The 22,657-nt window shown below is 63.9% G+C and carries 22 protein-coding genes and 1 riboswitch; of the genes, 12 read left to right on the top strand and 10 right to left on the bottom strand.

Annotated elements, in window-relative coordinates; genetic code table 11:
- Nucleotides 1–4 precede the first annotated feature (4 nt).
- Entirely contained in the window at nt 5–340 is a 336-nt protein-coding gene (locus tag QMK33_RS16705) for a four-helix bundle copper-binding protein (protein ID WP_283565758.1), read from the top strand.
- 92 nt (nt 341–432) lie between these two features.
- Here QMK33_RS16705 and QMK33_RS16700 read toward each other — a convergent pair whose 3' ends face one another.
- A complete protein-coding gene (locus QMK33_RS16700) occupies nt 433–1,005 on the bottom strand; it encodes a helix-turn-helix domain-containing protein (RefSeq protein WP_283565757.1) in 573 nt (190 codons plus the stop codon).
- 8 nt (nt 1,006–1,013) lie between these two features.
- A complete protein-coding gene (locus QMK33_RS16695; RefSeq protein WP_283565756.1) occupies nt 1,014–1,367 on the bottom strand; it encodes a TMEM70/TMEM186/TMEM223 family protein in 354 nt (117 codons plus the stop codon).
- Nucleotides 1,368–1,553: 186 nt separating this feature from the next.
- On the opposite strand from QMK33_RS16695, the gene QMK33_RS16690 reads away from it, so the two are divergent.
- Nucleotides 1,554–1,823: a hypothetical protein gene (locus QMK33_RS16690; protein WP_283565755.1), complete on the top strand. Its 270-nt coding sequence runs from the start codon at nt 1,554–1,556 to the stop codon at nt 1,821–1,823.
- 188 nt (nt 1,824–2,011) lie between these two features.
- On the opposite strand, the gene QMK33_RS16685 is transcribed toward QMK33_RS16690, so the two are convergent.
- Both QMK33_RS16685 and QMK33_RS16680 read right to left on the bottom strand, forming a co-directional pair.
- Complete coding sequence (locus tag QMK33_RS16685) at nt 2,012–3,064, bottom strand: DUF5074 domain-containing protein (RefSeq protein WP_283565754.1); 1,053 nt, start codon at nt 3,062–3,064, stop codon at nt 2,012–2,014.
- Nucleotides 3,065–3,216: 152 nt separating this feature from the next.
- Nucleotides 3,217–5,232 (bottom strand): TonB-dependent receptor, encoded by a 2,016-nt coding sequence (locus QMK33_RS16680; protein WP_283565753.1) that lies wholly within the window; start codon nt 5,230–5,232, stop codon nt 3,217–3,219.
- Between the two features lie 164 nt (nt 5,233–5,396).
- Nucleotides 5,397–5,618: riboswitch (cobalamin riboswitch) on the bottom strand.
- A gap of 161 nt (nt 5,619–5,779) precedes the next feature.
- Between QMK33_RS16680 and QMK33_RS16675 the strand changes: the two genes are divergently transcribed.
- Nucleotides 5,780–6,385: a DNA-3-methyladenine glycosylase gene (locus QMK33_RS16675; protein ID WP_283565752.1), complete on the top strand. Its 606-nt coding sequence runs from the start codon at nt 5,780–5,782 to the stop codon at nt 6,383–6,385.
- Between the two features lie 67 nt (nt 6,386–6,452).
- Here the strand turns inward: QMK33_RS16675 and QMK33_RS16670 are convergent, their stop codons facing one another.
- A complete protein-coding gene (locus tag QMK33_RS16670; RefSeq protein WP_283565751.1) occupies nt 6,453–7,463 on the bottom strand; it encodes a cation diffusion facilitator family transporter in 1,011 nt (336 codons plus the stop codon).
- 187 nt (nt 7,464–7,650) lie between these two features.
- On the opposite strand from QMK33_RS16670, the gene QMK33_RS16665 reads away from it, so the two are divergent.
- From QMK33_RS16665 to QMK33_RS16655, 3 genes are all read left to right on the top strand, one after another.
- Complete coding sequence (locus QMK33_RS16665; protein WP_502867073.1) at nt 7,651–9,018, top strand: Nramp family divalent metal transporter; 1,368 nt, start codon at nt 7,651–7,653, stop codon at nt 9,016–9,018.
- Between the two features lie 319 nt (nt 9,019–9,337).
- A complete protein-coding gene (locus QMK33_RS16660; protein ID WP_283565750.1) occupies nt 9,338–11,794 on the top strand; it encodes a TonB-dependent receptor in 2,457 nt (818 codons plus the stop codon).
- A 103-nt stretch (nt 11,795–11,897) separates the two neighbouring features.
- Complete coding sequence (locus QMK33_RS16655) at nt 11,898–12,371, top strand: hypothetical protein (RefSeq protein ID WP_283565749.1); 474 nt, start codon at nt 11,898–11,900, stop codon at nt 12,369–12,371.
- A 522-nt stretch (nt 12,372–12,893) separates the two neighbouring features.
- Here QMK33_RS16655 and QMK33_RS16650 read toward each other — a convergent pair.
- Together QMK33_RS16650 and QMK33_RS16645 are read right to left on the bottom strand one after the other, a co-directional pair.
- Nucleotides 12,894–13,895 carry a nucleotidyl transferase AbiEii/AbiGii toxin family protein gene (locus QMK33_RS16650; RefSeq protein WP_283565748.1) on the bottom strand — a complete coding sequence of 334 codons (1,002 nt, stop codon included), beginning with the start codon at nt 13,893–13,895 and terminating at the stop codon, nt 12,894–12,896.
- Nucleotides 13,896–14,136: 241 nt separating this feature from the next.
- Nucleotides 14,137–14,259 (bottom strand): hypothetical protein, encoded by a 123-nt coding sequence (locus QMK33_RS16645; RefSeq protein ID WP_283565747.1) that lies wholly within the window; start codon nt 14,257–14,259, stop codon nt 14,137–14,139.
- Between the two features lie 260 nt (nt 14,260–14,519).
- On the opposite strand from QMK33_RS16645, the gene QMK33_RS16640 reads away from it, so the two are divergent.
- The 6 genes from QMK33_RS16640 (at nt 14,520) to QMK33_RS16615 (ending at nt 20,700) form a co-directional block, all read left to right on the top strand.
- Nucleotides 14,520–15,038 carry a heme-binding protein gene (locus QMK33_RS16640; protein WP_283565746.1) on the top strand — a complete coding sequence of 173 codons (519 nt, stop codon included), beginning with the start codon at nt 14,520–14,522 and terminating at the stop codon, nt 15,036–15,038.
- Between the two features lie 40 nt (nt 15,039–15,078).
- Nucleotides 15,079–15,498, top strand: a complete 420-nt coding sequence (gene uraH, locus QMK33_RS16635; RefSeq protein ID WP_283565745.1) for a hydroxyisourate hydrolase — start codon at nt 15,079–15,081, stop codon at nt 15,496–15,498.
- Nucleotides 15,499–15,612: 114 nt separating this feature from the next.
- A complete protein-coding gene (locus QMK33_RS16630; protein ID WP_283565744.1) occupies nt 15,613–16,062 on the top strand; it encodes an META domain-containing protein in 450 nt (149 codons plus the stop codon).
- Between the two features lie 129 nt (nt 16,063–16,191).
- The gene (locus QMK33_RS16625) at nt 16,192–17,463 is read left to right on the top strand and encodes a serine hydrolase domain-containing protein (protein WP_283565743.1); all 1,272 of its coding nucleotides are present in this window, start codon (nt 16,192–16,194) and stop codon (nt 17,461–17,463) included.
- Nucleotides 17,464–17,550: 87 nt separating this feature from the next.
- Nucleotides 17,551–18,324: a glucose 1-dehydrogenase gene (locus QMK33_RS16620; RefSeq protein ID WP_283565742.1), complete on the top strand. Its 774-nt coding sequence runs from the start codon at nt 17,551–17,553 to the stop codon at nt 18,322–18,324.
- 60 nt (nt 18,325–18,384) lie between these two features.
- Complete coding sequence (locus QMK33_RS16615) at nt 18,385–20,700, top strand: B12-binding domain-containing radical SAM protein (protein WP_283565741.1); 2,316 nt, start codon at nt 18,385–18,387, stop codon at nt 20,698–20,700.
- Between the two features lie 78 nt (nt 20,701–20,778).
- Here QMK33_RS16615 and QMK33_RS16610 read toward each other — a convergent pair whose 3' ends face one another.
- Genes QMK33_RS16610 through QMK33_RS16600 form a run of 3 tightly spaced genes read right to left on the bottom strand, consistent with a single transcriptional unit; the run spans nt 20,779 to nt 22,610 of the window.
- A complete protein-coding gene (locus tag QMK33_RS16610) occupies nt 20,779–21,759 on the bottom strand; it encodes a hypothetical protein (RefSeq protein WP_283565740.1) in 981 nt (326 codons plus the stop codon).
- An 11-nt stretch (nt 21,760–21,770) separates the two neighbouring features.
- Complete coding sequence (locus tag QMK33_RS16605) at nt 21,771–22,319, bottom strand: GNAT family N-acetyltransferase (protein ID WP_283565739.1); 549 nt, start codon at nt 22,317–22,319, stop codon at nt 21,771–21,773.
- Nucleotides 22,320–22,358: 39 nt separating this feature from the next.
- Nucleotides 22,359–22,610: a hypothetical protein gene (locus QMK33_RS16600; protein ID WP_283565738.1), complete on the bottom strand. Its 252-nt coding sequence runs from the start codon at nt 22,608–22,610 to the stop codon at nt 22,359–22,361.
- Between the last annotated feature and the right edge of the window lie 47 nt (nt 22,611–22,657).

Here is a 22,657-nt window from a genome sequence, read left to right as displayed (position 1 = left end):
TTTTATGAAAAACGCTCCCGCCGATTACCGCTCCTTGCTCGACGCCTTGGCCAGCTGCGTAGCCGCCTGCGAATACTGCGCCGATGCCTGCCTGAGTGAAGACAACATCCAGATGATGGTGCCCTGCATCCGGCTCGACCGCGACTGCGCCGACATCTGCCGGATTACGGCCGCGTTCATCGCCCGCAACTCGCCCCACGCCCCGCATATTATGAAGGAGTGCATTGAGCTGTGCCAGAAGTGCCACGACGAATGCGCCCAGCACCAGCATGCCCACTGCCAGCAGTGCGCCCAGGCCTGCAAAGAGTGCCTGGAAGCCTGCAAGGCGTACGGTAAATGAGTAGTTGAGTAACTGAGTAAGGGGTAGCTGACGCTGGTTCAAACCACCGCGTCAGCTACCCCTTACTCAGTTACTCAACTACTCATTTACCGTTATCCCAACGCGTCGAGCGAGATGCGGTCGGGGTGGAGCAGGCGGCGGAATTCGCTGACCGAGCGGCCGGTTACCTGCCGAAACTGGTTGCTCAAGTGCTGGCCCGAGCTGTAGCGCAGCTGGTCAGCAATTTGCACCAGCGTCATTTCGCCGTAGCTGAGCAGTTCTTTCACCTGCTCTATCTTCATGCGAATGAGGTACTTCTCGATGGTGAGGTTGGCGGTGCGCGAAAATACCTTGCTCAGGTGCGAGTAGGTAGTGGCAAAGCGGTCGGCCAGAAAGGCCGACGTGGTGAGCGGGGCCTGCGCGGTGCGCAGGTGCTCCAGGTAGTCTTGCAGCACTGCCTTAATTTGCTCGGTCAGTTGCTCGGCGCGGTCGAGCAGCACGTCGAAGCCCGCCTCGCGCAGCAGCGGGGCCACCACGCGGGGGTCAACGGGCGTGCTGGCGGCAAGCTGGGCGCGGCCAAGCGTTACGTTGGTGGGCTCGTAGCCGGCTTTCACCAGCAAGTTCTGAACCGCCTCGACGCAACGCGGGCAAACCATGTTTTTGATGTGCAGCAGATTGGTTTTCACGGATAGAATTAAGTTGAAGTGGAGGAACGACGGGCGGCGGGCGGGCGGCTGGCCGGTGGGGCAGCGCGCCGCGCCGGGGCTGGCGTAGAGCCGCCCGACCAGCTTTTGCCGAACCAGTGAGCGGTTGCCCACCCAATAAACGGAATTACTACCTGAAAAGTAACGGATAACAGGCAAAATCCAACGAAAAAGGCTGAAGTGAACCGGCCCAGAAACCGGTCACTCGTGCCAAACAGGTACAGTATTAGGCTGAGGCTCAGTACAAAGCTAATGGCCGCTAGCACGCCCACGCGCCGCCAGCGGTAGGTGGCCAGGCGCTGGCGCAGGCGTTGGGGCAGGGTAGCGGGGGCAGAACGGGCCATGGGAACCGCAAATTTACCGCCCGCGCCGTTAGCAGCGGCCGCCCCGTAACGGGAGCCCGCGCGGGCCCGTTTGGAAGCCGCCCGCCCACGCCCGGCAGCCCGCGTTTTTTTCGTGCCGGTGTTACCTTGCGCCCTGCTTTTACTTCACCGAGGGCTGCCCACCCGGGCGGCCGCTATTTTGTAGTTATGATGACCCGCACTTTCCGCCTGTTGGCCGTAGCCGTGGCCCTGCCTTCCTTGCTGAGCGCTTGCAGCGACTCGCCCAAACCCGGTTCTACCAACGTCGAGATGGGCTCTATCAAAGGGGAGTACGTCTCCGGCCACGAGGGCCAACCTAACGGCGACTCGCTGGCCGCCGGCCTCACCCGCGACCCCAACAGCCAGCCCACCGGCAAGGAAGTATATAAAAAGGCCGGCCAATCGAGCGATAAAAACCACGATGGCATTGCCGACTAAATCGCAGCTTTAGACAGATTGCGCTGATTCGAACGGCGCTGGCAGTTACTGCTTTTAGCAAAAAGGCCTTCCTTTCAGTACGAAAGGGAGGCCTTTTTGCTGGCGGCTATTTGTTTTTAAAAATCCACAAGCCAGTATTTTACGCCTGAATATCGTCCGAATCAGCGCAATCTGTCTAAATCTGCGATTTAGTAGAATACCACGCCGTTGGGGCTCACCTGCACCGTGGTTTCGTCGATGAGCGTGCCGTTGGGCTGGTAGCGTACCAGCTTGCCGGGGGTGCTGTAGTTGAGGGCATCGGTGCCGTAGAGCTGGCCCGTAACGGGGTCAATATCAAAGCCGTAGAAATCGCGCTTGATGAGCGGTGTGGTGGGCAGCGCGGCATCGGTGATGTTCATGCGGTACTCGGCAGCGTTGTATTTGTAATACAGCTGCTGGCCGTCGGGGCTGATGCGTAGGCCATCGCCCGAGCCCACGGCGGGGAGGGGGAATACCTGCTGTGTGCTGGTGGCCGGAATGAATTTTTCCAGCGTGGCAGTCTTGGTCACGTAGTCCGTGGAGCAGAGAATCCACAGCGCACCGTTTTTGTCGGCTACTACTTCGCTGGCGGGTGTGGGCAGCGTGATGGTGCTCGTAGCGCCCGTTGCTTCGTTGATAACGGTCAGGAACGCGGAGCCGCTGTTGGGCACGTACAGGTTGCCATTGGCGAGGGTGGCCTTGCCGGGGTTGATACCCACGGCAATAGTACTCGTTACCTTATTGGTATTGAGGTCGATAAGGCTCACGCGGCCCGGCGTGTACGGCGCGGGGTATGGCCCGCCGAGCCATTCGGTTACGTAGGCCTTGCGCGGGTTGGTGGCCGACTGCGTGAGGTAGCGCGGCTGGTTGAGCCCGTTGATAGTGGCCGTCGATTTGAACTCAGGCAGCGACACGACTTCCACCTTGTTGCTGTTATTGACGACCACGTAGCCAGTGGTGCCCACCACGGTCATGCTCTGCACCACGCTGCCGAGCACGGCCCCGTTGTTGGCGCTGGCGTAGATGTCGGGAATCAGCGTCGGGGTATTCTTATCAAACCGGCTCACCGACCCGGTGCCGCTGGTGAAGTTGCCCTCGTTTATCACGAACGCGTACTGGCCCGAGCCGCCGGTGGGTGCGGGCGGGTTGTTGTTATCGGAGCAGCTAGCCAGGAAGCCCGTGAGCGCAAGACTTAGTAGCAGGGGGCGAAAAAGTTTTTTCATGTTCATAAAAAGCTGGCACCTATGCGGTACCAAGTGGAAATAAAGAAGGCGAGTAAAAAATAGTTAAGTAGTTGATTTATAAATATTTAGCCCTTTATTAGGCGTAATTACTTGTTAATCGGACTACCAGTCGTCAGCTAAAAGCCAACTACTCAGCGCCAGTCGAGCCGCAGGCTGGCCTGCCACGCGCGCGGCGGGGCCGGCCGGCCGGGGTAGCCCGAATAAGCCTGGTTGAGCAGGTTAGTGAGTCGGAGTGAAGAGGTTAGGTCGCAGCCCGCCAGGCGCCAGGTGTAGCCCAGCGTGGCCCCAGCCACCGCGTAGGCCGGCAAAAACGCCGAGCCTGCGGCATCGGTGTAGCGCCGGCCGGTGGCGCTGGCCTGAGTGCTGAGCACCCAGCCGCCCCACTGCTGGTCGGCCACTACGGTAGCCTGGTGGCGGGGCACGAATAGGAGCTGCACGCCCACGGGGTCGTAGTCGGCGGCCGCGCCCAGCACCTTGGTAGTATGCGTGAGGCTATAAGCGGCGCGGGCGTGCAGGCGGTAGCGCAGGTAGCGCAGGCGGTAGGCGGCGCTGGTTTCGAGGCCCTGGCTACGCACCTGGCGCAGGTTGCTGGGGCTCCAGATGCCCTGCGCGTTGGGTATCCACTGCACCCAGTCATCTACGAGCTGGTGGAAGGCGGTGGCTTCGAAGAGTAGGCTGGCCCGCGGGCCGAGGGGCTGGCGTAGCTGCGCGCCCGCCTCGTAGCCCCAGCCAGTTTCGGGCCGCAGGCCGGGGTTGCCGCCGGGCCGCCAGTAGCGCTCATTAAGCGTAGGGGCGCGGTAGCTGCGCGAGGCGCTGGCCTTGAGGGTAAGCACCGGCCGGGCCGAATCGGCGGGGGCCGCCTGGCGGCCCCGCCAGTCCCACTCCACGCCCACGGTGGGCGTGAGCGGGGCCGCGCCGCCGGGCAAAAACGCCTGGCGCAGGTTGCCCGACAGCCGCAGGCCAGGGCGCGGGTCGTAGCGCAGCAGGGCAAAGGCGGCGGCCCGGTTTTCGGCCACGGCGGCGGGGCCGTAGCCATCAATGGCGGCGGCAAAGTGCTGGGCCTCAGCCCCCACGCGCAGGCTGCCGCGCTGGCCCAGGGCGGCGGTGTGCTCGGCCTGGGCCTGGCTGGTGCGCATGCGCGAGCGGCTGGTGGCGCCGCCATCCTGGTAATCGAGCACGTCCTCAAACCACGCCCCGCGCACCGACCACTGCCGCCGCGCCGAGGCCAGGTGCCGGTAGCTCAGCAGCAGGCGGCGGCTCTGGTCGAGCTCCCGGGTTTGGGTGGGCGCGGCGTACACACTGGGCATAATGTCGCGGTCGGTGTCGGTGAGCCAGGCGGTGGCCGTGAGCTCGCCGGCCGTGCCCAGGCGCAGAGCCACGTCCTGGCTCAGGCTCCACTGGTGGTGCAGCACCGCGTTGGCGAGGCGGTAGCGCGCCGGCCCCCGCGCCTCTTGCAGGGTGTAGGGGTAGTCGTTTTGGGCGGTGCGCCAGCTGGCCGTGGTGCGGGCCGCCACGCGGGCCGTGGCCCCGCGCACCGCCAGGCTGCCGCCGCGCAGGCCCCAGCTGCCGGCATCGGCTTGCAGGCTGCCGCGCAGGCCGGGCCGCCAGTCGGTTTCCGTATCGAGCAACACCGCCCCGCCAATGGCCCCGCTGCCGTAGAGTGCCGCCGCCGGCCCCGGCTGCACCGCAATGCTGGTGGCCGCGCCCACTGGCAAGATGGCAAAATCGGCCTCGCCCAGCGACGGAATGTTGATATTGAACCCCTGCCACAATACCGCCGTGTGGCGCGCCGCCGTGCCCCGCAGCGCAATGGATGCCAGCTGCCCCGGCCCATAATTCTTGAAATACAGCGGCGTGCGCGCCTCCAGCAGCTCTACCAGGGTGCCGCCGCGGTACTGCGCCAGCGCCAGCGAATCGAGCACCACCTGCCGGCTACCCACCGCAAAGCGGCTGGGCCGCACGGCCCGCACCCGCACCTCGGCCAGCCGGTGGCGGCGGGCGCTCAGCAGCGTGTCGGGCGGGGCCGGGCGCGGGGTTTGGGCGTGCGCGGCCGGGCCGGCTACCAGCAGCGTGCCCGCCAGGGCACAGCGGCGCCAGCAGCGGCCCGCGCTGAAGAAAGAAGGGATAAAACTGTTGAGAATCAACACGAACTAAATTTTCAAGCGAAAATTCAGTCCAAAACTTCCGCGCTGTTTTCCTGGCCGAAGCCGAAAACACGCCGAAGCTGAGGCCGAAAACAACTGCTTGGCCGGGCCCCAAAGGGCGCGGCCGGGCGGGCGCTCTCGTTCTCCGCTCGTCCTCCGCGAGCGCTGAACCTGGTAATGCCCTGGCAGGTCTCCTGGCTTGCGCTGCCGGGTGGGCGGCCTTCCCACCGCATTGGTTATCAGGTGATAACCGCCGCTGGCAGTGGCTTGGGGTGCCCACCCCGATGTAGCGCGTACAGTTGCGGGGACAGCTCCGGCATTGAACCGGATTCCCTTTTCAACCTCGCTCCGTGGGTAGGAGTCTGGTCACCGTGGCACTACAAAGCTACCGCAGATTCAAACAGATTTAACGGATTTCGCAGATACGCCGCTGCGCGGCTGGCTACGCGGGTGGGGTGGGGCGGGGTGGGGTGGTTGGTTACCTGGCTGGGCTTTTATGCGTATTGCAGGTAGCTGAATAGTTTGTTAGCCCGTTGGGTCGCCGTTTTATATGCCTGTTTTATCTCCCGAATTTTTTCGCCGCCCCGAGGTGCTTGCCATTGCCCGAGAGCTGCTGGGCAAGGTGGTGTGCACCGAAATTGACGGGGAGCTGACCACCGGCCGCATCGTCGAAACGGAGGCCTACCGGCACGAGGGTGACCCCAGCATCACGCTGCACTTGCAGCGCAAGGCCAGGCAGGCGCAGGCCCTGTACCAGCCCGGCGGCCACGCCTACCTCTACACCGTGTACCGGGTGCACACGCTCTTCAACATCACCACCCACGACGCGGCGCACCCCGATGCGGTGCTTATTCGGGCCATTGAGCCGCTGCACGGCGTGGAGATTATGCTGCGCCGCCGGGGCTTGCCCAAGGTGGCCCGTAACCTCACCGCCGGCCCCGGCGTGCTGAGCCAGGCGCTGGGCCTCACGCCCGCCCTCAACGGTGAGCTGCTCAGCGGCCCGCGCATCTGGATTGAAGACGTGGGCGAAGTACTTGCTGATGAGCAGGTTATAGCCAGCTCGCGCGTGGGGCTGGAGTACGCAGGTGCTGAAGCCGTGGCCCTGCCCTGGCGCTTCCGGGTCAAAGACAGCAAGTGGACCAGCCCGGCTAAGTGAGTGAGTTGTGAATGAGTGAATTGGGTGAGTGAGAACGTCATGCTTCCCTGCGGTCTGCATGACGTTCTCACTCACCCAATTCACTCATCGTCAGATGGTGGCGCTCGTCCTTCACGGCGTTGTGGATGTCCCACTCAACTTCCTGGGCGAAGGGGTGGCGGCGCACGGGGCAGGCGGGCATGTGGCACAAGGAGCAGGCGGCAAACGAGCAGGGGTCGGCGTGCACAAACATCTCGACCTCCACGGCGGCGAAGCGGGCCCGAATCAGCTCCTCAATCTCGTGCAGCTCGGTGTGTACTTTCTCCAGCGAGAAATAATAGGGCATCTGCATGTGGCAGTCGATGTGCAGGTTGGCGCCGTAGCGCTGCACGCGCAGGTTGTGCACGTCAATCCAGGCGGGGCGGCGCAGGCGCTGCAGCTCGGCAATTACCCCGGCCACGGTGCTGCTGTCGCTCTCGTCCATGAGGCCGCCCACGGCGCTGCGCAGCATCTTGTAGCCGTTGTAGAGGATGAAGCCGCCCAGCGCCAGCGCCGCGCCCGCATCAAACTGAATAATGCCCGTGAAGTGCACCAGCACCAGCGCCGCCGACGACACAATGCTCGTGAGTGCGTCGATGTAGAGGTGCTGCCCATCGCCCACCAGCGCCACCGACTGCACCCGCCGCCCGGCCCGAATCAGCCACATGCCCAGGCCAAAGTTGACCACCGCCGTGCCCGCCAGCAGCGCCACGCCCCAGTCGGGCTGTGCCACCGGGTGCGGGTGCAAAAAGCTCAGCGTGGCGCTGTAGAGGATGAAAACGCCCGCAATAAAAATCAGCGCGCCCTCGAAGCCGATGCTCAGGTACTCGACCTTGCCGTGGCCGTAGGGGTGGTTTTCGTCCTTGGGCAGGTCGGCCAGGTAGAGGCTGTACAGCGCAAATCCACTGGTAAATACGTTGATAATGCTCTCCAGCGCATCGGTGAGCACCACCTGCGCGTGCGTGAGGCGATAAGCGTAGAACTTGGTGAGTACCAGAGCGATGCTCACCGCAAGCGAGAGCAGGCCCAGGCGGCGCTTGAGGCCAGGCGAAGCAGACATAGAAAAGCAGGTAGGGCCCGCAAAGGTCGGCACGGGTGGGTAGAATTGAGGCCCGTGGGGCAAGCTAAGGCTTACCCCACGGGCCCGAAACTTTTTTACCCTAAAACCAGTATTTAGGCAAGTTTAAAAATATTTTTAGGCCAGTCTAAAAATCTTGTTACCTTTGCAGCCACTACCTACCAATTCTGTGTCGCCCGTCGCTACCCCTCCCGTTGCTGTTTCCGTGGCCGAGCCAGGTTGGCGGCACCCCCGCCGGGGCATTTCGCTCAGTGAGGTGCACGGCAGCATTAAGGTGCCGGGCGAGGGGGCCTCGTTCTGGCAGAAGTTCCGGGCCTACTGGGGGCCGGGGCTGCTGGTATCGGTGGGCTACATGGACCCCGGCAACTGGGCCACCGACATTGCGGGCGGCGCCAAGTTTGGCTATACCCTGCTGAGCGTGGTGCTGCTGAGCAACCTGTTTGCCATGCTGTTGCAGCACCTGGCCGTGAAGCTAGGCGTGGTAACCGGCCGCGACCTGGCCCAGGCCTGCCGCGACCACTACTCCAAGCCCGTGGCCATGGTGCTGTGGGTGCTCTGCGAAATCGCGATTGCCGCCTGCGACCTGGCCGAAGTCATCGGCTCGGCCATTGCCTTCAACCTGCTCTTTGGCCTGCCCATCACCTGGGGCATTGTGCTCACCACGTTCGATGTGCTGCTGATACTGCTGCTGCAAAGCAAAGGTTTTAAGGTAATTGAGAGCCTGGTAGCGGCGCTTATTCTGACCATCTTCGTCTGCTTTCTCTACGAGATTATCGCCTCGCACCCCGACTGGCTGGGCCTAGCCGCGGGCCTGGTGCCGCGGGCGGTGGTGGTTACTAACCCAGCCATGCTCTACGTGGCCATCGGTATTCTGGGCGCTACCGTGATGCCGCACAACCTGTATCTGCACTCGGCCATTGTGCAGGTGCGCCAGATTGAGCCCACCGAAACGGGCAAGCGCTCGGCCATCAAGTTTGCCACCATCGACTCGACGACGGCGCTGGGGCTAGCGTTTTTTGTGAACGCGGCCATTCTGGTGACGGCCGCCGCCGCCTTCCACGGTAAGGGCTATGACGACGTGGCCGACATTGCCGACGCCCACAAGCTGCTGACGCCGGTACTCGGCGCGGGCGCGGCCAGCGTAGTGTTTGCCATTGCCCTGCTGGCCTCGGGCCAAAGCTCCACGCTCACCGGCACGCTGGCCGGGCAGGTGGTAATGGAGGGTTTCCTGCACATCAAGCTACGGCCCTGGCTGCGGCGGCTCATTACGCGGCTGCTGGCCGTGGTGCCGGCCTTCATCGTGGCGCTGCTATACGGCGAAAAAGGCACCGGCGAGCTGCTGGTACTCAGCCAGGTTATCCTATCGCTGCAGCTCTCGTTCGCCGTTATTCCGCTGGTGCTCTTTACCAATGACAAGCTCAAGATGGGCGTGTTTGTGAACCGGCCCTGGCTGCGCATTACGGCCTGGGTGGTAGCGGGTATCATCTTGGTGCTGAATGCTTTTCTGCTTTATCAGACGTTTGCCGGCAATGAATAGCCAGCCGCGCAGTCCCTTCGGTTAGGCTGCTGCTTATCCCTTTTTTCCTGCTTTACGGCCGCTGCACCCCCCGGATGCAGGGACGGAAAAACTGTTGCCTTGTGCAAACTAAGTAGATAGCCCGCAATTGCTTATGGCACAAAGCTTTACACACTTATCTGACCCTCGGGGCCCGGCTCAGCCGGGGCTAACTCGCGCTACTCACTAGCGCTGGTTGTGGGTAGCCCCTACCCTTCACTTTCCTGCTACGGACTCTTTTTTTCGAGCGGCTTTTCAGCTGGCTATCGGTTACGTCTTGCCTTTTCAATTTACGTATTTTATGAAGCAATTTCTTCTTTTACTGTTACTTATCCCCTTTCTAGTGCGTGCCCAGGCCCCGAGCCTGCGTGGCCAGGTGCTGGATGCCGACGGCCGGCCGGTGCCCTTTGCCAGCGTGGCCGTGCCGGTCCTCACCCAGGGCACCACGGCCGACGACAACGGCCGCTTTAGCCTGCCCGGCCTGCCGGCCGGCGCGCAGCAGGTGCAAGTGAGCGCCGTGGGCTACGCCACTACTACGGCTGCCGTTACGATTCCGGCAGCTAAAGCTTTAATTATCAGAATGAAAGCTGAGGGCAAGGCGCTGGCCGAAGTGGTGATAACGGGCGTGGGCCGGGCCACCGAAATCCGGCGCTCGCCGGTGCCCATCGCGGCCATGTCGGGCAAGGAAATCCGCCTCAACGCCAACTCCAATGCCATTGATGCGGCGGTGCGCGGCATTCCGGGTTTGTCGGCCGTTACCTCGGGGCCCAACATCAGCAAGCCCTTTATTCGGGGGCTGGGCTACAATCGGGTGCTCACCATGTTCAACGGCCTGCGCCAGGAAGGCCAGCAGTGGGGCGACGAGCACGGCATTGAGGTAGATGGCTACGGCGTAGACCGCGTGGAAGTGGTGAAGGGCCCGGCCAGCCTGCTCTACGGCTCCGATGCCGTGGCCGGCGTGGTCAACCTCATTCCGGCGCTGCCCCGCGGGGCCGACGGCGAGCTGCACGGCGAGGCGCTGGCCGAGTACCAGGGCGTGAATGGCCTGATTGGTAACTCCCTGGCTTTCAACTACCAGAAGAATGGCTTTCAGGCCAGCCTGCGCGGCAGCCGCCGCCAGGCCCACGACTACCGCAACCCCGTGGATGGCCTGGTGTACAGCACCGGCTTCCGCGAAGTGCAGGTGACCGGCATGGTGGGTGTGCGCAAGCAGTGGGGCGGCGCGCACCTCTGGCTATCGACCTACGACGACCGCCAGGAGATACCCGACGGCAGCCGCGACTCGCTAAGCCGGCGCTTTACCCGGCAGGTGTTTGAGGCCAATGCCGACGACATCAAGGACCGGCCATTGGTGAGCGACCACGAGCTGAATAGCTACGGCATCGGCAACTCGCGCCAGCGCATTCAGCACTACCGGGCCTTCGGCACCACGGAGGTGCGCTTTGGGCCGGGCGAGCTGCGGGCGCTGCTGGGCGTGCAGCAAAACCACCGCCAGGAGTTCAACCATCCCACCGACCCCACCCAGCCGGGCCTCGACCTGCAGCTGACGACCGTGAACTACCAGGCGCGCTACCTTTTCGATGCCGTTAAGGGCTATGAGTTTACGGTGGGGGCCAACGGCATGAACCAGGACAACCGCCACTTGAATGCCACCACCTTCCCGATTCCACCGTACCGGCTGTTTGATTTGGGTGGCTTCGGGCTGGTAAAAAAGGCGTTCGGGGCTCTGGAGCTAACCGGTGGCCTGCGCTACGACACTCGCCACGTGCGCTGGAACAACTTCTACGCGGGGCCCAACCCAGCCAACGGCTTCGACCAGGCCGTGGGGCCGGGCGCACCCGATGCCATCTTAAAATTTACGGACTTCAGCCGCACCTACACGGGCGTGTCGGCCAGCCTGGGTGGCAGCTACCCCTTGGGCGAAAAGCTGGTGCTGCGGGCCAACATTGCCCGCGGCTACCGCGCCCCCAACGTGCCCGAAATCGGCTCCAACGGCCTCGACCCCGGCGCGCACATCGTGTACCTGGGCAACCCCGGCTTCACCCCCGAGTTCAACGTGCAGGAAGACATCGGCCTGCTGTATAAGTCGCCCGATTTTGAGGGCAGTGTGGAGGCCTTTTACAACCACGTCAACAACTTCATCTACCAGGCCAAGCAGTACGACGCCCAGGGCCAGCCCCTGCGCGACCCGGTGGGCAACTCGACCTACCAGTTTCAGCAGGCGGCGGCCGACCTCTATGGCGGCGAGGTAGCGTTCAATATTCATCCCACGGCCCTGCCCTGGGTGAGCCTGCGCACCGGCGCGGCCCTGGTCATCGGCCTCAACCAAAACCCCGAATTGCGCGCGCTTGTGGGCACTGCCGGCCGCTACCTGCCCCTCATTCCGGCCCCGTCGTCGCGCTCCGAAATCCGCTTCACCGCGCCCGAACGGACTAGTACCCCCTTCACGGCCAGCTACTTACGCTTTACAGTGGATGCCACGGCCGCCCAAAACCGCTTCTATGCCGTGGACGGGGCCGAAACCCGCACCCCCGGCTACGTGCTCTGCGGCCTGGGCGTGGGCACCAGCCTGCGTACCAAGGGCGGCCGCGAGGCCGTGCAGCTGGTGCTGCAAGGCGACAACCTTTTCAACGTGGCCTACCAGGCCCACCTCAACCGCCTCAAGTACTTCGAGTACTATACCGCCTCACCCAGTGGCCAGCTAGGCATCTTCAGCCCCGGCCGCAACCTGAGCGTGAAGGTGGTAGTGCCTTTTTAGTCAAGCTGTTAGTTGATGGCTAGTAGCTGTTAGCTTTTTGTTTTTGCTTCCCTCGCCTCGTCTTTTACCAAAGCTAGTAGCTACCAGCTACCAGCTAAATACTATGAGCTACACCGAAAGTCAAATTTGTCTGGGGCAGGCGGAGGTCGCCCTTTCGCACGGCCAGTACCAGCAGGCGGCGGGCCAGTACGCGGCCGTGGTTACGGGCCTGGAGCCGGCGGCCAGCCCCGGCCGGCCGCTCACGCCGCAGGCTGCGCTACTGGTGCGCCACTACGCCACGGCCAGCCGCGGGCAAAGCGCCGCCCTGGCCCGCCTCGGCGAAATGCCGGCGGCCGAAGGCACCCTGCTCACCGCCCTCACCCGCCTGCGTGGCTGCATCAGCAACCTGGGCACGCCGGCTGCCGAGCGCGCCCCACTGCTCACCGAGTACAAGCTGTGTTTCTACGCATTGGCCGACTGCTACTTTGCCAGCCAGCAGGCCGATAAGCTGGCCGCCTACGTGCACCGCCACGCCCCCGAAATTCAGCGCTGGGCCCAGGACCTGCACCTAGTGCGGGCCGATGCGGCTAGCAACTAACTGCACCAGCGGCCGCGCGCCTGCGTAGCTCTTCAGTATTTCACCCTAAACCCTTGTTTATCAAGCCTCATTTGAATAAACATGCCGAGTAGCACATTGGCGAAACCCAGGGCCTGCCCAACCACGTGCACGACCTGATTTACGACCTCAGCCCCCGCCTCGACGCGCTATAGCGCTACGACCAGTGCATTGCCAACGCCGAAAAGGGCGGGGCCGAAGACGCCAAGCAGTTTTGGCAGCGCCTGAAAGCCCAGGAAGTCAACAAGATGAACGACCTTAAAGACCTGATTCGCAAGCGCGTGCAGGACAAGAGCTTCTAGCCCGCCAAATAAGTTATTTGTAGCCGATTGGCCCGGCGGCCCCCGGCCGTTGGGCCTCTGTGCGTTTAAGGGATAAGCACGGGCCGGCTGACGGAGGCGGCATTCTGGCGCGCCTTCGTCAGCCGGCCAGCCCGTAGGTACCTGCACTAGCGCAGGGGCGCGGACTGCAAAGCCCGCGCTACGCGCCTGGCAATGCTATTGCTTAGTCCATGAAATCCAGTCGGTTATCTAAGAATTCGCGGCGTTTATCCGACACGGGCTTGCGGCTGGCGCTGGCATCGGTGCGGGCGGGGCGGGGCGGGGGCAGTGCCCCCGGCCCGAAGCCCGCGTGGCTTAGCGCGGCGCGCACTTCCAGCACAAAGCCGGCCAGGGTGGTGGGCAGGTTGTCGGCGTTGGTAATGTAGTGAGCCTGGTCGCCACCGTAGCCCAGTCCAGGGCCATCGGCCGGCTCGTTGTGCCGCCAATGCTGCCAGGCTTTTTCCGGCTGTTGCTCGGTGAAGAGGGGGGCCAGGTCGCCGGCCAGCAGGTAGTGGAGGCGGCCGGGGTCGGTGCCATCGGCGCGGCACTCTTGCTGCAGGGCTTCCAGGGCCTGCCCGCGCACGGCGGGGGTAAAGTTGGCGTGGCGCAGCAGGGGCACCAGGTCAAACAAGTCTTTCGGGCGGGGCCGCACCAGGGTTTGGTGCAGCTTCCAGGCCACTTGCAGCGCTAGGGGCGTGGTGTGCCCAATCAGAAACGGCTCGCCCTCCAGGGGCCGGTAAACCAGGCACTCGCTGGACAGGTCAAACGGCAGGTTGAACGACACATCGAGGCGCAGGTGCACGCGTTGCGGCTGGCCCGCCGCGTCTGGCACCCCGCACTGCAGGTCGGTGTTGATGGTGGGAAAGTCGTCGGCCATCGCGTAGTCAATGCCCCGCCAAAAGGCATTTTGCTGAAAGCTCCGAAACATCGCCGCGTCGGCGGCGGGTAGCTCCGTCACGCGGGTCACCCAGTCGTTGAACAGCACGCGGGCTTCGGGCACGCCCTCCAGGTGACCCCCTATGTACACCCAGTCCAGGTCCATTGGCTGGCGGTCGAGCGGGTCGGCAAAGTACTGCCGCGTCACGTAGCTGCCCTTCAGCATAAAAGGCAGGTCAAGCTCGGCCGCCCGGCGAATAAACGCCTCACTGGCAGTTATTTCCAGGTATTGTTCGGTAGTCAGCTGCATACAAGGGAGCGGGCGAAAAGGATAAGAGCTTGTTTGAGCAGGATTTACGTAAAAGCGGTTTGCTAGTGCATCAGCAGTAAGCTATTGATAATCAAAATATTGCTAGCCACTAGCTTAGAGCCTACCCCAACAGGCGTTGGGTGAGCTGCCAACAGGCATTGGAAGAGCCTCTTAACTACCTGAGTAGGTGGCCATACGTAGCCGCAGGCCCCGGGCCGATTGCTCTTCGCGGTCAGCCTGGTTAAAGCACCACCTTGCTCGGCATGGGCTGGGTGGTAGCCACCCCGCGTGCCAGCTCATTTACCAGGGGCTTGGTGCGCAAGTGCCGGCGGGCCGCCTCAAGCTGCGTAAGCTGGGTAGCCATAAGCATCTCGGTAGGGAGCTGAATATCAAAAAGATACATAGCAAACAGGCTGGTGAGCCCGCTGGTTGCGCGGCCTGGCCCGGTGCTTCCGGGGGCAGGTTATTGGCCCACGCGCGCGCCAGCCGCCAAAGCCACCGTACTAAGCCGGAAGAGTAGGTTTATTAGTGGTAATCAGCTAGATAAATACGCGCTTCCGTCCATTGGCACCGGCTTTACGTATCCTCACGAATTCATTTTATCTTCATTAATAGTACTTCCTTTTGAAAAAATTAGTTTTAGGTCTGCTGGGGGCGCTGTTGCTGCCGGGCGCAGTAGCGGCCCAGGCCACCCGGCCGGCGGCCCCCACCACTTACCTGGCCCCCACCGCCCGCCTCACCCTGGCCGCCGCCCTGGAGCTGGCCGCGCGGGCCCGCGCCAAGGCGGCCACCCTCAACCAGCAGGTATCGGTGGCCGTAGTAGATGCCAGCGGGCAAACCATTTTGCTGACGCAGGGCGACGGCGTGGGCCCCCACAACACCGAGGCCGCCCGCCGCAAAGCCTACACCGCCCTCTCTACCAAAACGCCGACCCTGCTGCTGGGCCGCAATGCCCGCGCCAACCCCGACACCCAGAACCTGGCCAACCTGCCCGAATTGCTGCTGCTGGGCGGCGGCGTGCCGCTGCGCTACCAGGGCCAGGTAATTGGGGCGGTGGGCGTGGCCGGCGGCGGCGGGGCCGAAAACGATGACCTCATCGGCCGCGCCGCCTCCCTGCCCGAAGCCGGCATTACTACTCCGTAACGTACTCTTTCACTGATTTTTATCCCTTTTATTTTTTTGTATGAAGACCCTGTTTATTGCTCTCCTGAGCCTACTGCCCCTGCTGGGCTTTGCCCAGCAAACGCCGCCCGCCTACCAGCTTAGCACCCATATTCTCGACATTGGCCGCGGCATGCCCGCGCCCGGCGTTACGGTGCGCCTCGAAAAATACGATGCCGCCAAAAAGACCTGGGCCGCGGTGGCCGAAAAGCAAACCGATGCTGCCGGCCGCATCGGCGATTTCCTGCCCACCGCCGGCCAGAAAACGCCCAATACCGGCATCTACAAGCTCACCTTCCTCACCAAGCCCTACTTCGCGGCGCAGCAGCAAACCTCCTTTTACCCCTTCATCGAAGTGGTGTTTGAGCTCACCGACGGGGCACACTACCACGTGCCGATTACGCTGTCGGCCTTTGGCTACTCGACGTACCGAGGTAGCTGATACGCCTAAATAGCTTACCTATAAGTAGTTGTCCGTTGCTGGGTTTGGGTTTTACCCGGCACTAGCAACGGACAACTAGTAACTGCCAACTACCTAGCAACGTATTGTTTAGCTATGAAAAACGCCCTGCTTGCCCTGCTGCTTGCACCCGCCGTGCTGGCGGGCTGCGAAACCACCCACAAAACGCCCGCCGCCGCTACTGCCCCGCGCCCCGAAGGCATCACCAACAAGTACTGGAAGCTGGTGACGCTGGAAGGCCAGCCCGTGACCATGGCCCCCGACCAGGAGCGCGAGGCGTATTTCATGCTCAAGGACAGTAGCCGCGTGGCGGGCTTCGGCGGCTGCAACGTGCTCAATGGCAGCTATGAGCTGCAAGCTGGCCCGCAGCGCCTGCGCTTCACCAATTTGCTCACTACCCTAAAAGCCTGCCCCGGCCCCAGCCAGGAGCCCGCGTTTTTGCAGGTGCTCAACCAAACCGACAACTACACCGTGCGGGGCGACACGCTCCTGCTGAACGTGGGCCGCCGCGCCCCGCTGGCCGTGTTTCACGCCGTGTATTTTTAAGAATTTGGAATGCTAAAATCGCTTTGCCGGCGAGCGCTCAACCCGGCCATCATGATGACTTATTGTTCTCTTTCGTACCCGAAAGCTGCGCGCAACGTGTTGGCCGCGGCACTAGTAGCTATTGTTGCCATGCCGGATGCCGCCGCGCAGAATGCGCCTAAAAAGTACCTCTCGGCCGCCGAGAGCGACCCCCTGAAAATGGGCTGGATGCAGGGCTTTCCGCCCCCGCCCAGCAAGGTGCTGCGCGTGGAGGATGGCTCGTTTATGCAGTTTCCGGCGCTACGCTGGAGCGTGGTGCACATGCGCCAGATGCTGCCCAGCGTCAACGTGCCGGCAGGCCTGGGGGCGCCGGGGCCGCTGCCCACGGCCCTGGATACGGAGCGCATCGACGCGCTCACGTTTCAGCCCTGGGGCGCTGCCAAGCCCATGACCTGGCAGGCCTCGCTGGCCGAAAACTATACCGACGGGATGCTGATTATGCACCGGGGCAAAATCGTGTACGAGCGCTATTTCGGGGCCCTCACGCCCACCGATGTGCACGCGGTGATGTCGCTCACCAAGTCCTTCACCGGCACGCTGGCCGCCATGCTGGTAGCCGAAGGCAAGCTCGACGAAACCCGCACCGTGGCTTCTTACATGCCCGAGCTGCAAAAATCGGGCTTCGGCGACGCCACCGTGCGCCAGGTAATGGACATGACCACCGGCTTGAAATACAGTGAAGAATACGCCGACCCCAAGGCCGAGGTGTGGCAGTTTTCGGCGGCCGGCAACCCTTTCAAGCCGCAAGGCTATACTGGCCCCAACGGTTACTACGCCTACCTCGAAACCGTGAAGAAGCAGGGCCAGCACGGCGAGGCTTTCGGCTACCGCACCATCAACGCCGACGCCCTGGGCTGGATTATTGCGCGCGCCTCGGGCCAATCGGTGGCCGAGCTGCTGTCGGAGCGCGTCTGGCGCAAAATCGGGGCCGAGCAAGCGGCTTTTTATCAGGTTGATGGCCTGGGGACGCCCTTTGCCGGGGGCGGCCTGAACGCCGGCCTGCGCGACCTGGCCCGCTTCGGCGAGCTGATTCGCAACGAGGGCCGCTACCAGGGCCAGCAACTGCTGCCCGCCGCCACCGTGCAGGACATCCGCAAGGGCGGCAGCAAGGCGGCCTTCGCCAAGTCGGGCCACCCGGAGCTGAAAGGCTGGTCGTACCGCGATATGTGGTGGATGACGGAGAACGCGCACGGTGCCTTCGCCGCTCGCGGCGTGTATGGCCAGACCATCTACATCGACCCCGCCGCCGAGATGGTGCTCGTGCGCCTGGCTTCGCACCCCGTGGCCGCCAACGCCGCCAACGACCCCACCTCCCTGCCCGCCTACGAAGCCGTAGCCGAGTACCTGATGAAGCAGAAATAACTATTCGCTTACTCCTAATATGCTCATGCTGAGCGCAATGAAGCATGAGCGTTCTTTCCTTTTCCACAATCCTAAATCCTCACGCGTATGAAACCTGCTGAATTATTTGACCTGACCGGCAAAACTGCCATCGTTACCGGCGGGGCCAATGGCATCGGCCAGGCCAGCTGCCTCATGCTGGCCAATTTTGGGGCCCAGGTAGTAGTGGCCGACCTCAAGCTGGAAGATGCCCGGCGCACGGCCGACGCCATCACCCAGGCGGGCGGCAAGGCGCTGGCCGTGGCCTGCAACGTAACTAAAGACGAAGACCTAGTCAGCCTCGTAGACCAGACCCTGGCCGAGTTTGGCGGCCTGCACATTCTGGTCAACAACGTGGGTGGCGGCGGCGCGGGCAAGGAAGGCCCCGACCAGATTACGGTTGAGCAGTTTGCGCGAGTATTTGAGCTGAACGTATTCAGTATGTGGCGCTTGTGCCAGCTGTGCGCCCCCCACATGCGGGCGGCCGGCTACGGCTCCATCATCAATATGTCGTCGATGGCCAGCATCAACCATAGCCCGGCCATCAGTGCCTACGCCTCGTCGAAGGCCGCTATCAACCACATGACCCGCAACCTGGCCTTCGACTACGGCCCCGTCATTCGGCTCAATGCCATTGGGCCGGGGGCGGTGCGCACCGGCGCGCTGGCCACAGTGCTCACGCCCGAAATCGAGAAGCGCATGCTGGCCCACACGCCGTTGGCCCGCCTGGGCGAGGTAGATGACATTGCCGGCGCGGTGCTCTATTTCGCGGCCCCAGTGTCGAGCTGGGTCAGCGGCCAGGTGCTGTTCGTGAACGGCGGCGGCGAGCAAACGCTGGATTAGCGCGGCCAAAGCCGCCCGCCCGGCCCGAACCCTTACCCGCCCGCGTAGGTTTGTAGTCCCGTGCCTAGTTCTTCGCCCCGCCTCCTGCTCATTACGCCGCCGCTCACGCAGCTCAACACGCCCTACCCGGCCACTGCCTACATCAAGGGCTTTCTGGTGGGCCGGGGCTTCGCGGTGCGGCAAGTAGACCTGAGCATCGACTTGGTGCTGAGGCTGTTCTCTAAGGCGGGCCTGGTGCGGGTGTTCGATGAGATAGCGGCCGGCAGCTACACCCTCAGCGACAACGCCCAGCGGATGCTGCGCCTGCGCCACCGCTACGAGGCCACCATTGGGCCCACCATCCGGTTTTTGCAAAACAAGGACCTCACGCTGGCCCCGCGCATCTGCCACGGCCGGTTTTTGCCCGAAGCCAGCCGCTTCGACAACGTGGCCGACCTCGAAACGGCCTTTGGCACCATGGGCCTCACCGACCAGGCCCGCCACCTGGCCACGCTCTACCTAGAGGACATCGCCGACCTGGTGAAGGAAACCGTGGGCCCGCAGTTTGGCCTCTCCCGCTATGCGGAGTCCCTGGCCATGTCGGCCACCCACTTCGACCCCCTGCACGCCGCCCTGCAAGCCGCCCCCAATCTGGTAGACACCATGCTGCTTGAGCTGCTGGATGAGCTGCTGCTAGTAGAAAGCCCTGATATAGTGGGATTTACCGTGCCCTTTCCCGGCAACCTCTACGCTGCCCTGCGCCTGGCCCAGCGCCTCAAAGCGGTGCGCCCCCAGGCCGTGACCGTAATGGGCGGCGGCTACCCCAACACCGAGCTGCGCGGCCTCAAGGAGCCACGCTTTTTCGACTACATCGACTACCTCACCCTGGATGACGGCGAAGGGCCGTGGCTGCGGCTGTTTGAGTACTTAGCCTGTCGTGCTGAGCCCGCGAAGCATCTTGTCACGCCAGAACACAATGTTGCTGCATTAGCTCCTGACGACCACAACGGCGCTAAGGTCCTGCGCTGCGCTCAGGATGACAAACGGCAGTTGTTGCAGCGCACCTTCCTGCGCAACGAGGCCGGCGCGGTCGAGTACATCAACTACCCGCACCCCGATGTGCCGCACCCCGAGGTAGGCACGCCCGATTACTCCGATTTACATCTTGGTGATTATCTGTCGGTTATCGAAGTGCTGAACCCCATGCACCGCCTCTGGAGCGATGGCCGCTGGAACAAGCTCACCATCGCCCACGGCTGCTACTGGAAGCGTTGCTCGTTCTGCGACGTAACCCTCGACTACATAGGCCGTTACGAAACCGCGCCCGCCACCCTGCTGGTCGATAGAATCGAGCAGATAGTGGCCCAGACCGGCCAGACCGGCTTCCACTTCGTGGACGAGGCCGCGCCGCCCCTGGCCCTGCGCGACCTGGCTGTGGAGCTGCTCAAGCGCCGCGTCAGCATCAGCTGGTGGGGTAACATCCGGTTCGAAAAAACCTTCACCCCTGACCTCTGCCGGCTGCTGGCCGCCTCGGGCTGCATCGCCATCAGCGGCGGCCTCGAAGTGGCTTCCGATAGGCTGCTGGCCCTCATGGAAAAGGGCGTTACCATTGCCCAGGTGGCGCGCGTCACGCAGGGTTTTACGGCGGCCGGGGTGCTGGTGCACGCCTACCTCATGTACGGCTTCCCCACCCAAACTGCCCAGGAAACCGTTGATTCGCTGGAAGTTGTGCGGCAGCTCTTCGAATCCGGCATTGTACAAAGCGGCTACTGGCACCGCTTCTCCATGACGGCCCATTCGCCCGTGGGGAAGAACCCCGCCAAGTACCAGGTGGTGGCCACCGGCCCCGAGCCCGGCCCCTTCGCCTGGAACGACCTCTGGCACGACGACCCCCAGGGCGCCGACCACGAAACCTTCGGCCCCGGCCTGGCCAAGTCGCTGTATAACTTCATGCACGGCGTGGCCCTGCGCGAGCCCCTCAGCTTCTGGTTCGATTTCAAAACGCCCCGCGCCACGGTGCCCCGGCAGCTCATCCAGCAAGCTCTGAATGAGGTTGATAAGCCCGATGGTGCCCAGCCCAATCGCCGCCTCTTCTGGCTCGGCAACCCGCCCGAGCTGAGCTTCAAAACCAGCGATGGCAACGGCCCCAAAGACAAAAAAACTACCCGCGCCATCCTCACCTGCTACGAGCAGGCCGAAGACTTCGAGGTAAAAACCACCGAGGCCATTGGCCCCTGGCTGCACGAGCTGCTGCTGCGCCTCAGCACCGACTACGACACCAAAGTGCTGCTCAAAGAAGCTGGCGCCAGCTTCCCACTCACCGCCGGCCCCTGGGAAAATTTCCTGCAAAGCCCCGCCTGGCAGCTACTGCGCGAAAAGGGCCTGCTGCTGGTGTAGCGTGGGCGCTGCGAGCCCGCGCGTGGGAACGATGAACGATACGCGGCCAGGCAGTAGCGTGGACTCGCAGAGTCCACGCTACCGCTCGCGCAACCAATCAATTACCTGACTTTGCAAGCTAGCCGTCGGGGCCTGACGCACCCGCTGAGCACCCACCGCAGTCCGCAGCGCCGCCACCGCCGCCCGGGGCTGGGCGGGGTCATAAATAGCCAGCAACTGCCCGCCCTGCGCCAGCTCCCGCCAGGCGGCGCGGGTGGCCAGGGGAGGGGAGGGCGCATCCTGCACCACTACAAACGCGGGCCGCGCAGCCGGGCTTTCGGCCAGCAGCAGTGGGAGCTGGCCGGCGGCCCAGCCGCCCACCCAGGCCCCTACGCGGGCCGTATCGACGCCCGCCGTGCGGCGCAGCAGGGCCAGGGCATTAGCCAGCGCTGGGGCGGCCAGGGTGTCGGCGGGGGGTAGCAGCAGCACGGTGTGGCCCTGTCGGGCCAGGGCATCGGCCCAGGCGGGGGCGGCGGGGGCCGAGGCCCGGGTGGGGAAAAACGCCAGCGCCAGGCCCGGCAGGCTCTCATCGGCGGGGCTGAAGAGCAGGGCCGGGCCGTGGGTGCCGGCCACCTCGTCGCGCCGCACTTGGTACACGGCCGGCTCGGGCTCGCCACGCCGCACCAGCAGCACCGGGTAGCGCACCGAATCGAGCAGCAGTGTGCCGCGCCAGAAGTCGCCCTGCCGGCCCAGCGCCAGCGCCTGGCCCGGCTGGCCGGGCCGCGCCAGGCGCAGGGTGTCGCTCACAAAGGTCAGGCTGTCAGCCACAAAACTCAGGGCGGGCTGCTCGGGTAGCACCAGCTCGGCGCTGTAGTGGCCGGGGCGCGGGTGGCGCACCTCCAGGGCGGCGCGCAGCGCCGGCCGGCCGGCTACCTGCACCGTGCCCGCAAAGTGGCCCGTGGGCGGGGCCGCCGCTACCGCCTGGGCGGCATCGGGCTGGGGCTGGCAGGCCGCCAGGCCCAGTAGCAGCGCCAGCAGCCCGCGCCACGTAGTTTGAGCAATTGCCTGGGGTGCCTGCATAGCCAAAAGTACTAGCCCGCACGCCCGGCCAGGCCCTTGCGGTAGATGAGGTCGCGCTGCACATCGTCGCCCAGCTTAAATTCCATCTCCCCAACTTCCCGGAAGCCAAAGCGCTGGTAAAAGGCCTTGGCCCGCTCGTTGTGCTCCCACACGCCCAGCACCACGGCGGTGCAGTTATCAGCCTGCGCAATGTCGAGCGCCCGGCGCATGAGGGCTTTGCCCAGGCCGGTGCCTATCCAGTCCTCCACAATGTAGAGTTGCTTGATTTCGAGCTGCCGGGCGTTGGCCTCGGGGGCCAGCCCCAGGGTAGAATGCTGCGCCAGCAGGGCGTAGCCCACGGCCTGCCCCTGCATTTCGGCCAGCAGGTAGGTGGCGGCCGGGTCTTGCAGCTGCGCCAGCTGTAGCTCGGGGCTATAGGCGGTGGCCAGGTACGCGGCCATATCGGCGGGCGTGTTGGTGGCCGCAAACGTCTCGCTAAACGTTTGGCGGCCCAGGTCGGCCAGGCGCGTGGCGGTGGCCAGGTTAGCTTTCGGGATAGAAATGCGGAGCGGAGAAGACATAATACCGCAAAGGTGCGGCCGGCCGCCGGGTTATCCGCGCTACGCCGGGCCGCCGGCCTTGCCCACGCGCCAGCCCACGTAGCTGGTGAGCGCCCCCGCCGCCAGGCCCAGCAGCACGCCCGCCAGGGGCATCGCCCCCAGCACCCCCAGCTTCTGCCACTCCGCAAACAGCACGTAAATACGTAGTAACTGCGCGATTACCAATAAGATACCCGCCGCAATAAGCAGCGCCGCCACAACGCGGCGCGAGGCAGGCGGAAGAATAGTGCGGGAGGAAGGACGACGGGCCATAAGCGCCTTTTAAACTACTGGCGGCCGCCCGATGTTCCCCGCCTTGC

The organism is Hymenobacter sp. H14-R3, assembly GCF_030063445.1.
Classification (GTDB): domain Bacteria; phylum Bacteroidota; class Bacteroidia; order Cytophagales; family Hymenobacteraceae; genus Hymenobacter.
This window is presented reverse-complemented; position numbering and strand designations above follow the sequence as displayed.

What these genes read in the sequence shown, in the direction of transcription:
- QMK33_RS16705 (WP_283565758.1), top strand. Translation starts at nt 5, where the DNA reads ATGAAAAACGCTCCCGCCGATTACCGCTCCTTGCTCGACGCCTTGGCC.
- QMK33_RS16675 (WP_283565752.1), top strand. Translation starts at nt 5,780, where the DNA reads ATGCCTGTTTTATCTCCCGAATTTTTTCGCCGCCCCGAGGTGCTTGCC.
- QMK33_RS16650 (WP_283565748.1), bottom strand. Translation starts at nt 13,895, where the DNA reads ATGCAGCTGACTACCGAACAATACCTGGAAATAACTGCCAGTGAGGCG.
- QMK33_RS16605 (WP_283565739.1), bottom strand. Translation starts at nt 22,319, where the DNA reads ATGTCTTCTCCGCTCCGCATTTCTATCCCGAAAGCTAACCTGGCCACC.
- QMK33_RS16620 (WP_283565742.1), top strand. Translation starts at nt 17,551, where the DNA reads ATGAAACCTGCTGAATTATTTGACCTGACCGGCAAAACTGCCATCGTT.
- QMK33_RS16645 (WP_283565747.1), bottom strand. Translation starts at nt 14,259, where the DNA reads ATGGCTACCCAGCTTACGCAGCTTGAGGCGGCCCGCCGGCACTTGCGC.
- QMK33_RS16685 (WP_283565754.1), bottom strand. Translation starts at nt 3,064, where the DNA reads ATGAAAAAACTTTTTCGCCCCCTGCTACTAAGTCTTGCGCTCACGGGC.
- QMK33_RS16600 (WP_283565738.1), bottom strand. Translation starts at nt 22,610, where the DNA reads ATGGCCCGTCGTCCTTCCTCCCGCACTATTCTTCCGCCTGCCTCGCGC.
- QMK33_RS16660 (WP_283565750.1), top strand. Translation starts at nt 9,338, where the DNA reads ATGAAGCAATTTCTTCTTTTACTGTTACTTATCCCCTTTCTAGTGCGT.
- QMK33_RS16630 (WP_283565744.1), top strand. Translation starts at nt 15,613, where the DNA reads ATGAAAAACGCCCTGCTTGCCCTGCTGCTTGCACCCGCCGTGCTGGCG.
- QMK33_RS16625 (WP_283565743.1), top strand. Translation starts at nt 16,192, where the DNA reads ATGCCGGATGCCGCCGCGCAGAATGCGCCTAAAAAGTACCTCTCGGCC.
- QMK33_RS16670 (WP_283565751.1), bottom strand. Translation starts at nt 7,463, where the DNA reads ATGTCTGCTTCGCCTGGCCTCAAGCGCCGCCTGGGCCTGCTCTCGCTT.
- QMK33_RS16690 (WP_283565755.1), top strand. Translation starts at nt 1,554, where the DNA reads ATGATGACCCGCACTTTCCGCCTGTTGGCCGTAGCCGTGGCCCTGCCT.
- uraH (WP_283565745.1), top strand. Translation starts at nt 15,079, where the DNA reads ATGAAGACCCTGTTTATTGCTCTCCTGAGCCTACTGCCCCTGCTGGGC.
- QMK33_RS16610 (WP_283565740.1), bottom strand. Translation starts at nt 21,759, where the DNA reads ATGCAGGCACCCCAGGCAATTGCTCAAACTACGTGGCGCGGGCTGCTG.
- QMK33_RS16655 (WP_283565749.1), top strand. Translation starts at nt 11,898, where the DNA reads ATGAGCTACACCGAAAGTCAAATTTGTCTGGGGCAGGCGGAGGTCGCC.
- QMK33_RS16695 (WP_283565756.1), bottom strand. Translation starts at nt 1,367, where the DNA reads ATGGCCCGTTCTGCCCCCGCTACCCTGCCCCAACGCCTGCGCCAGCGC.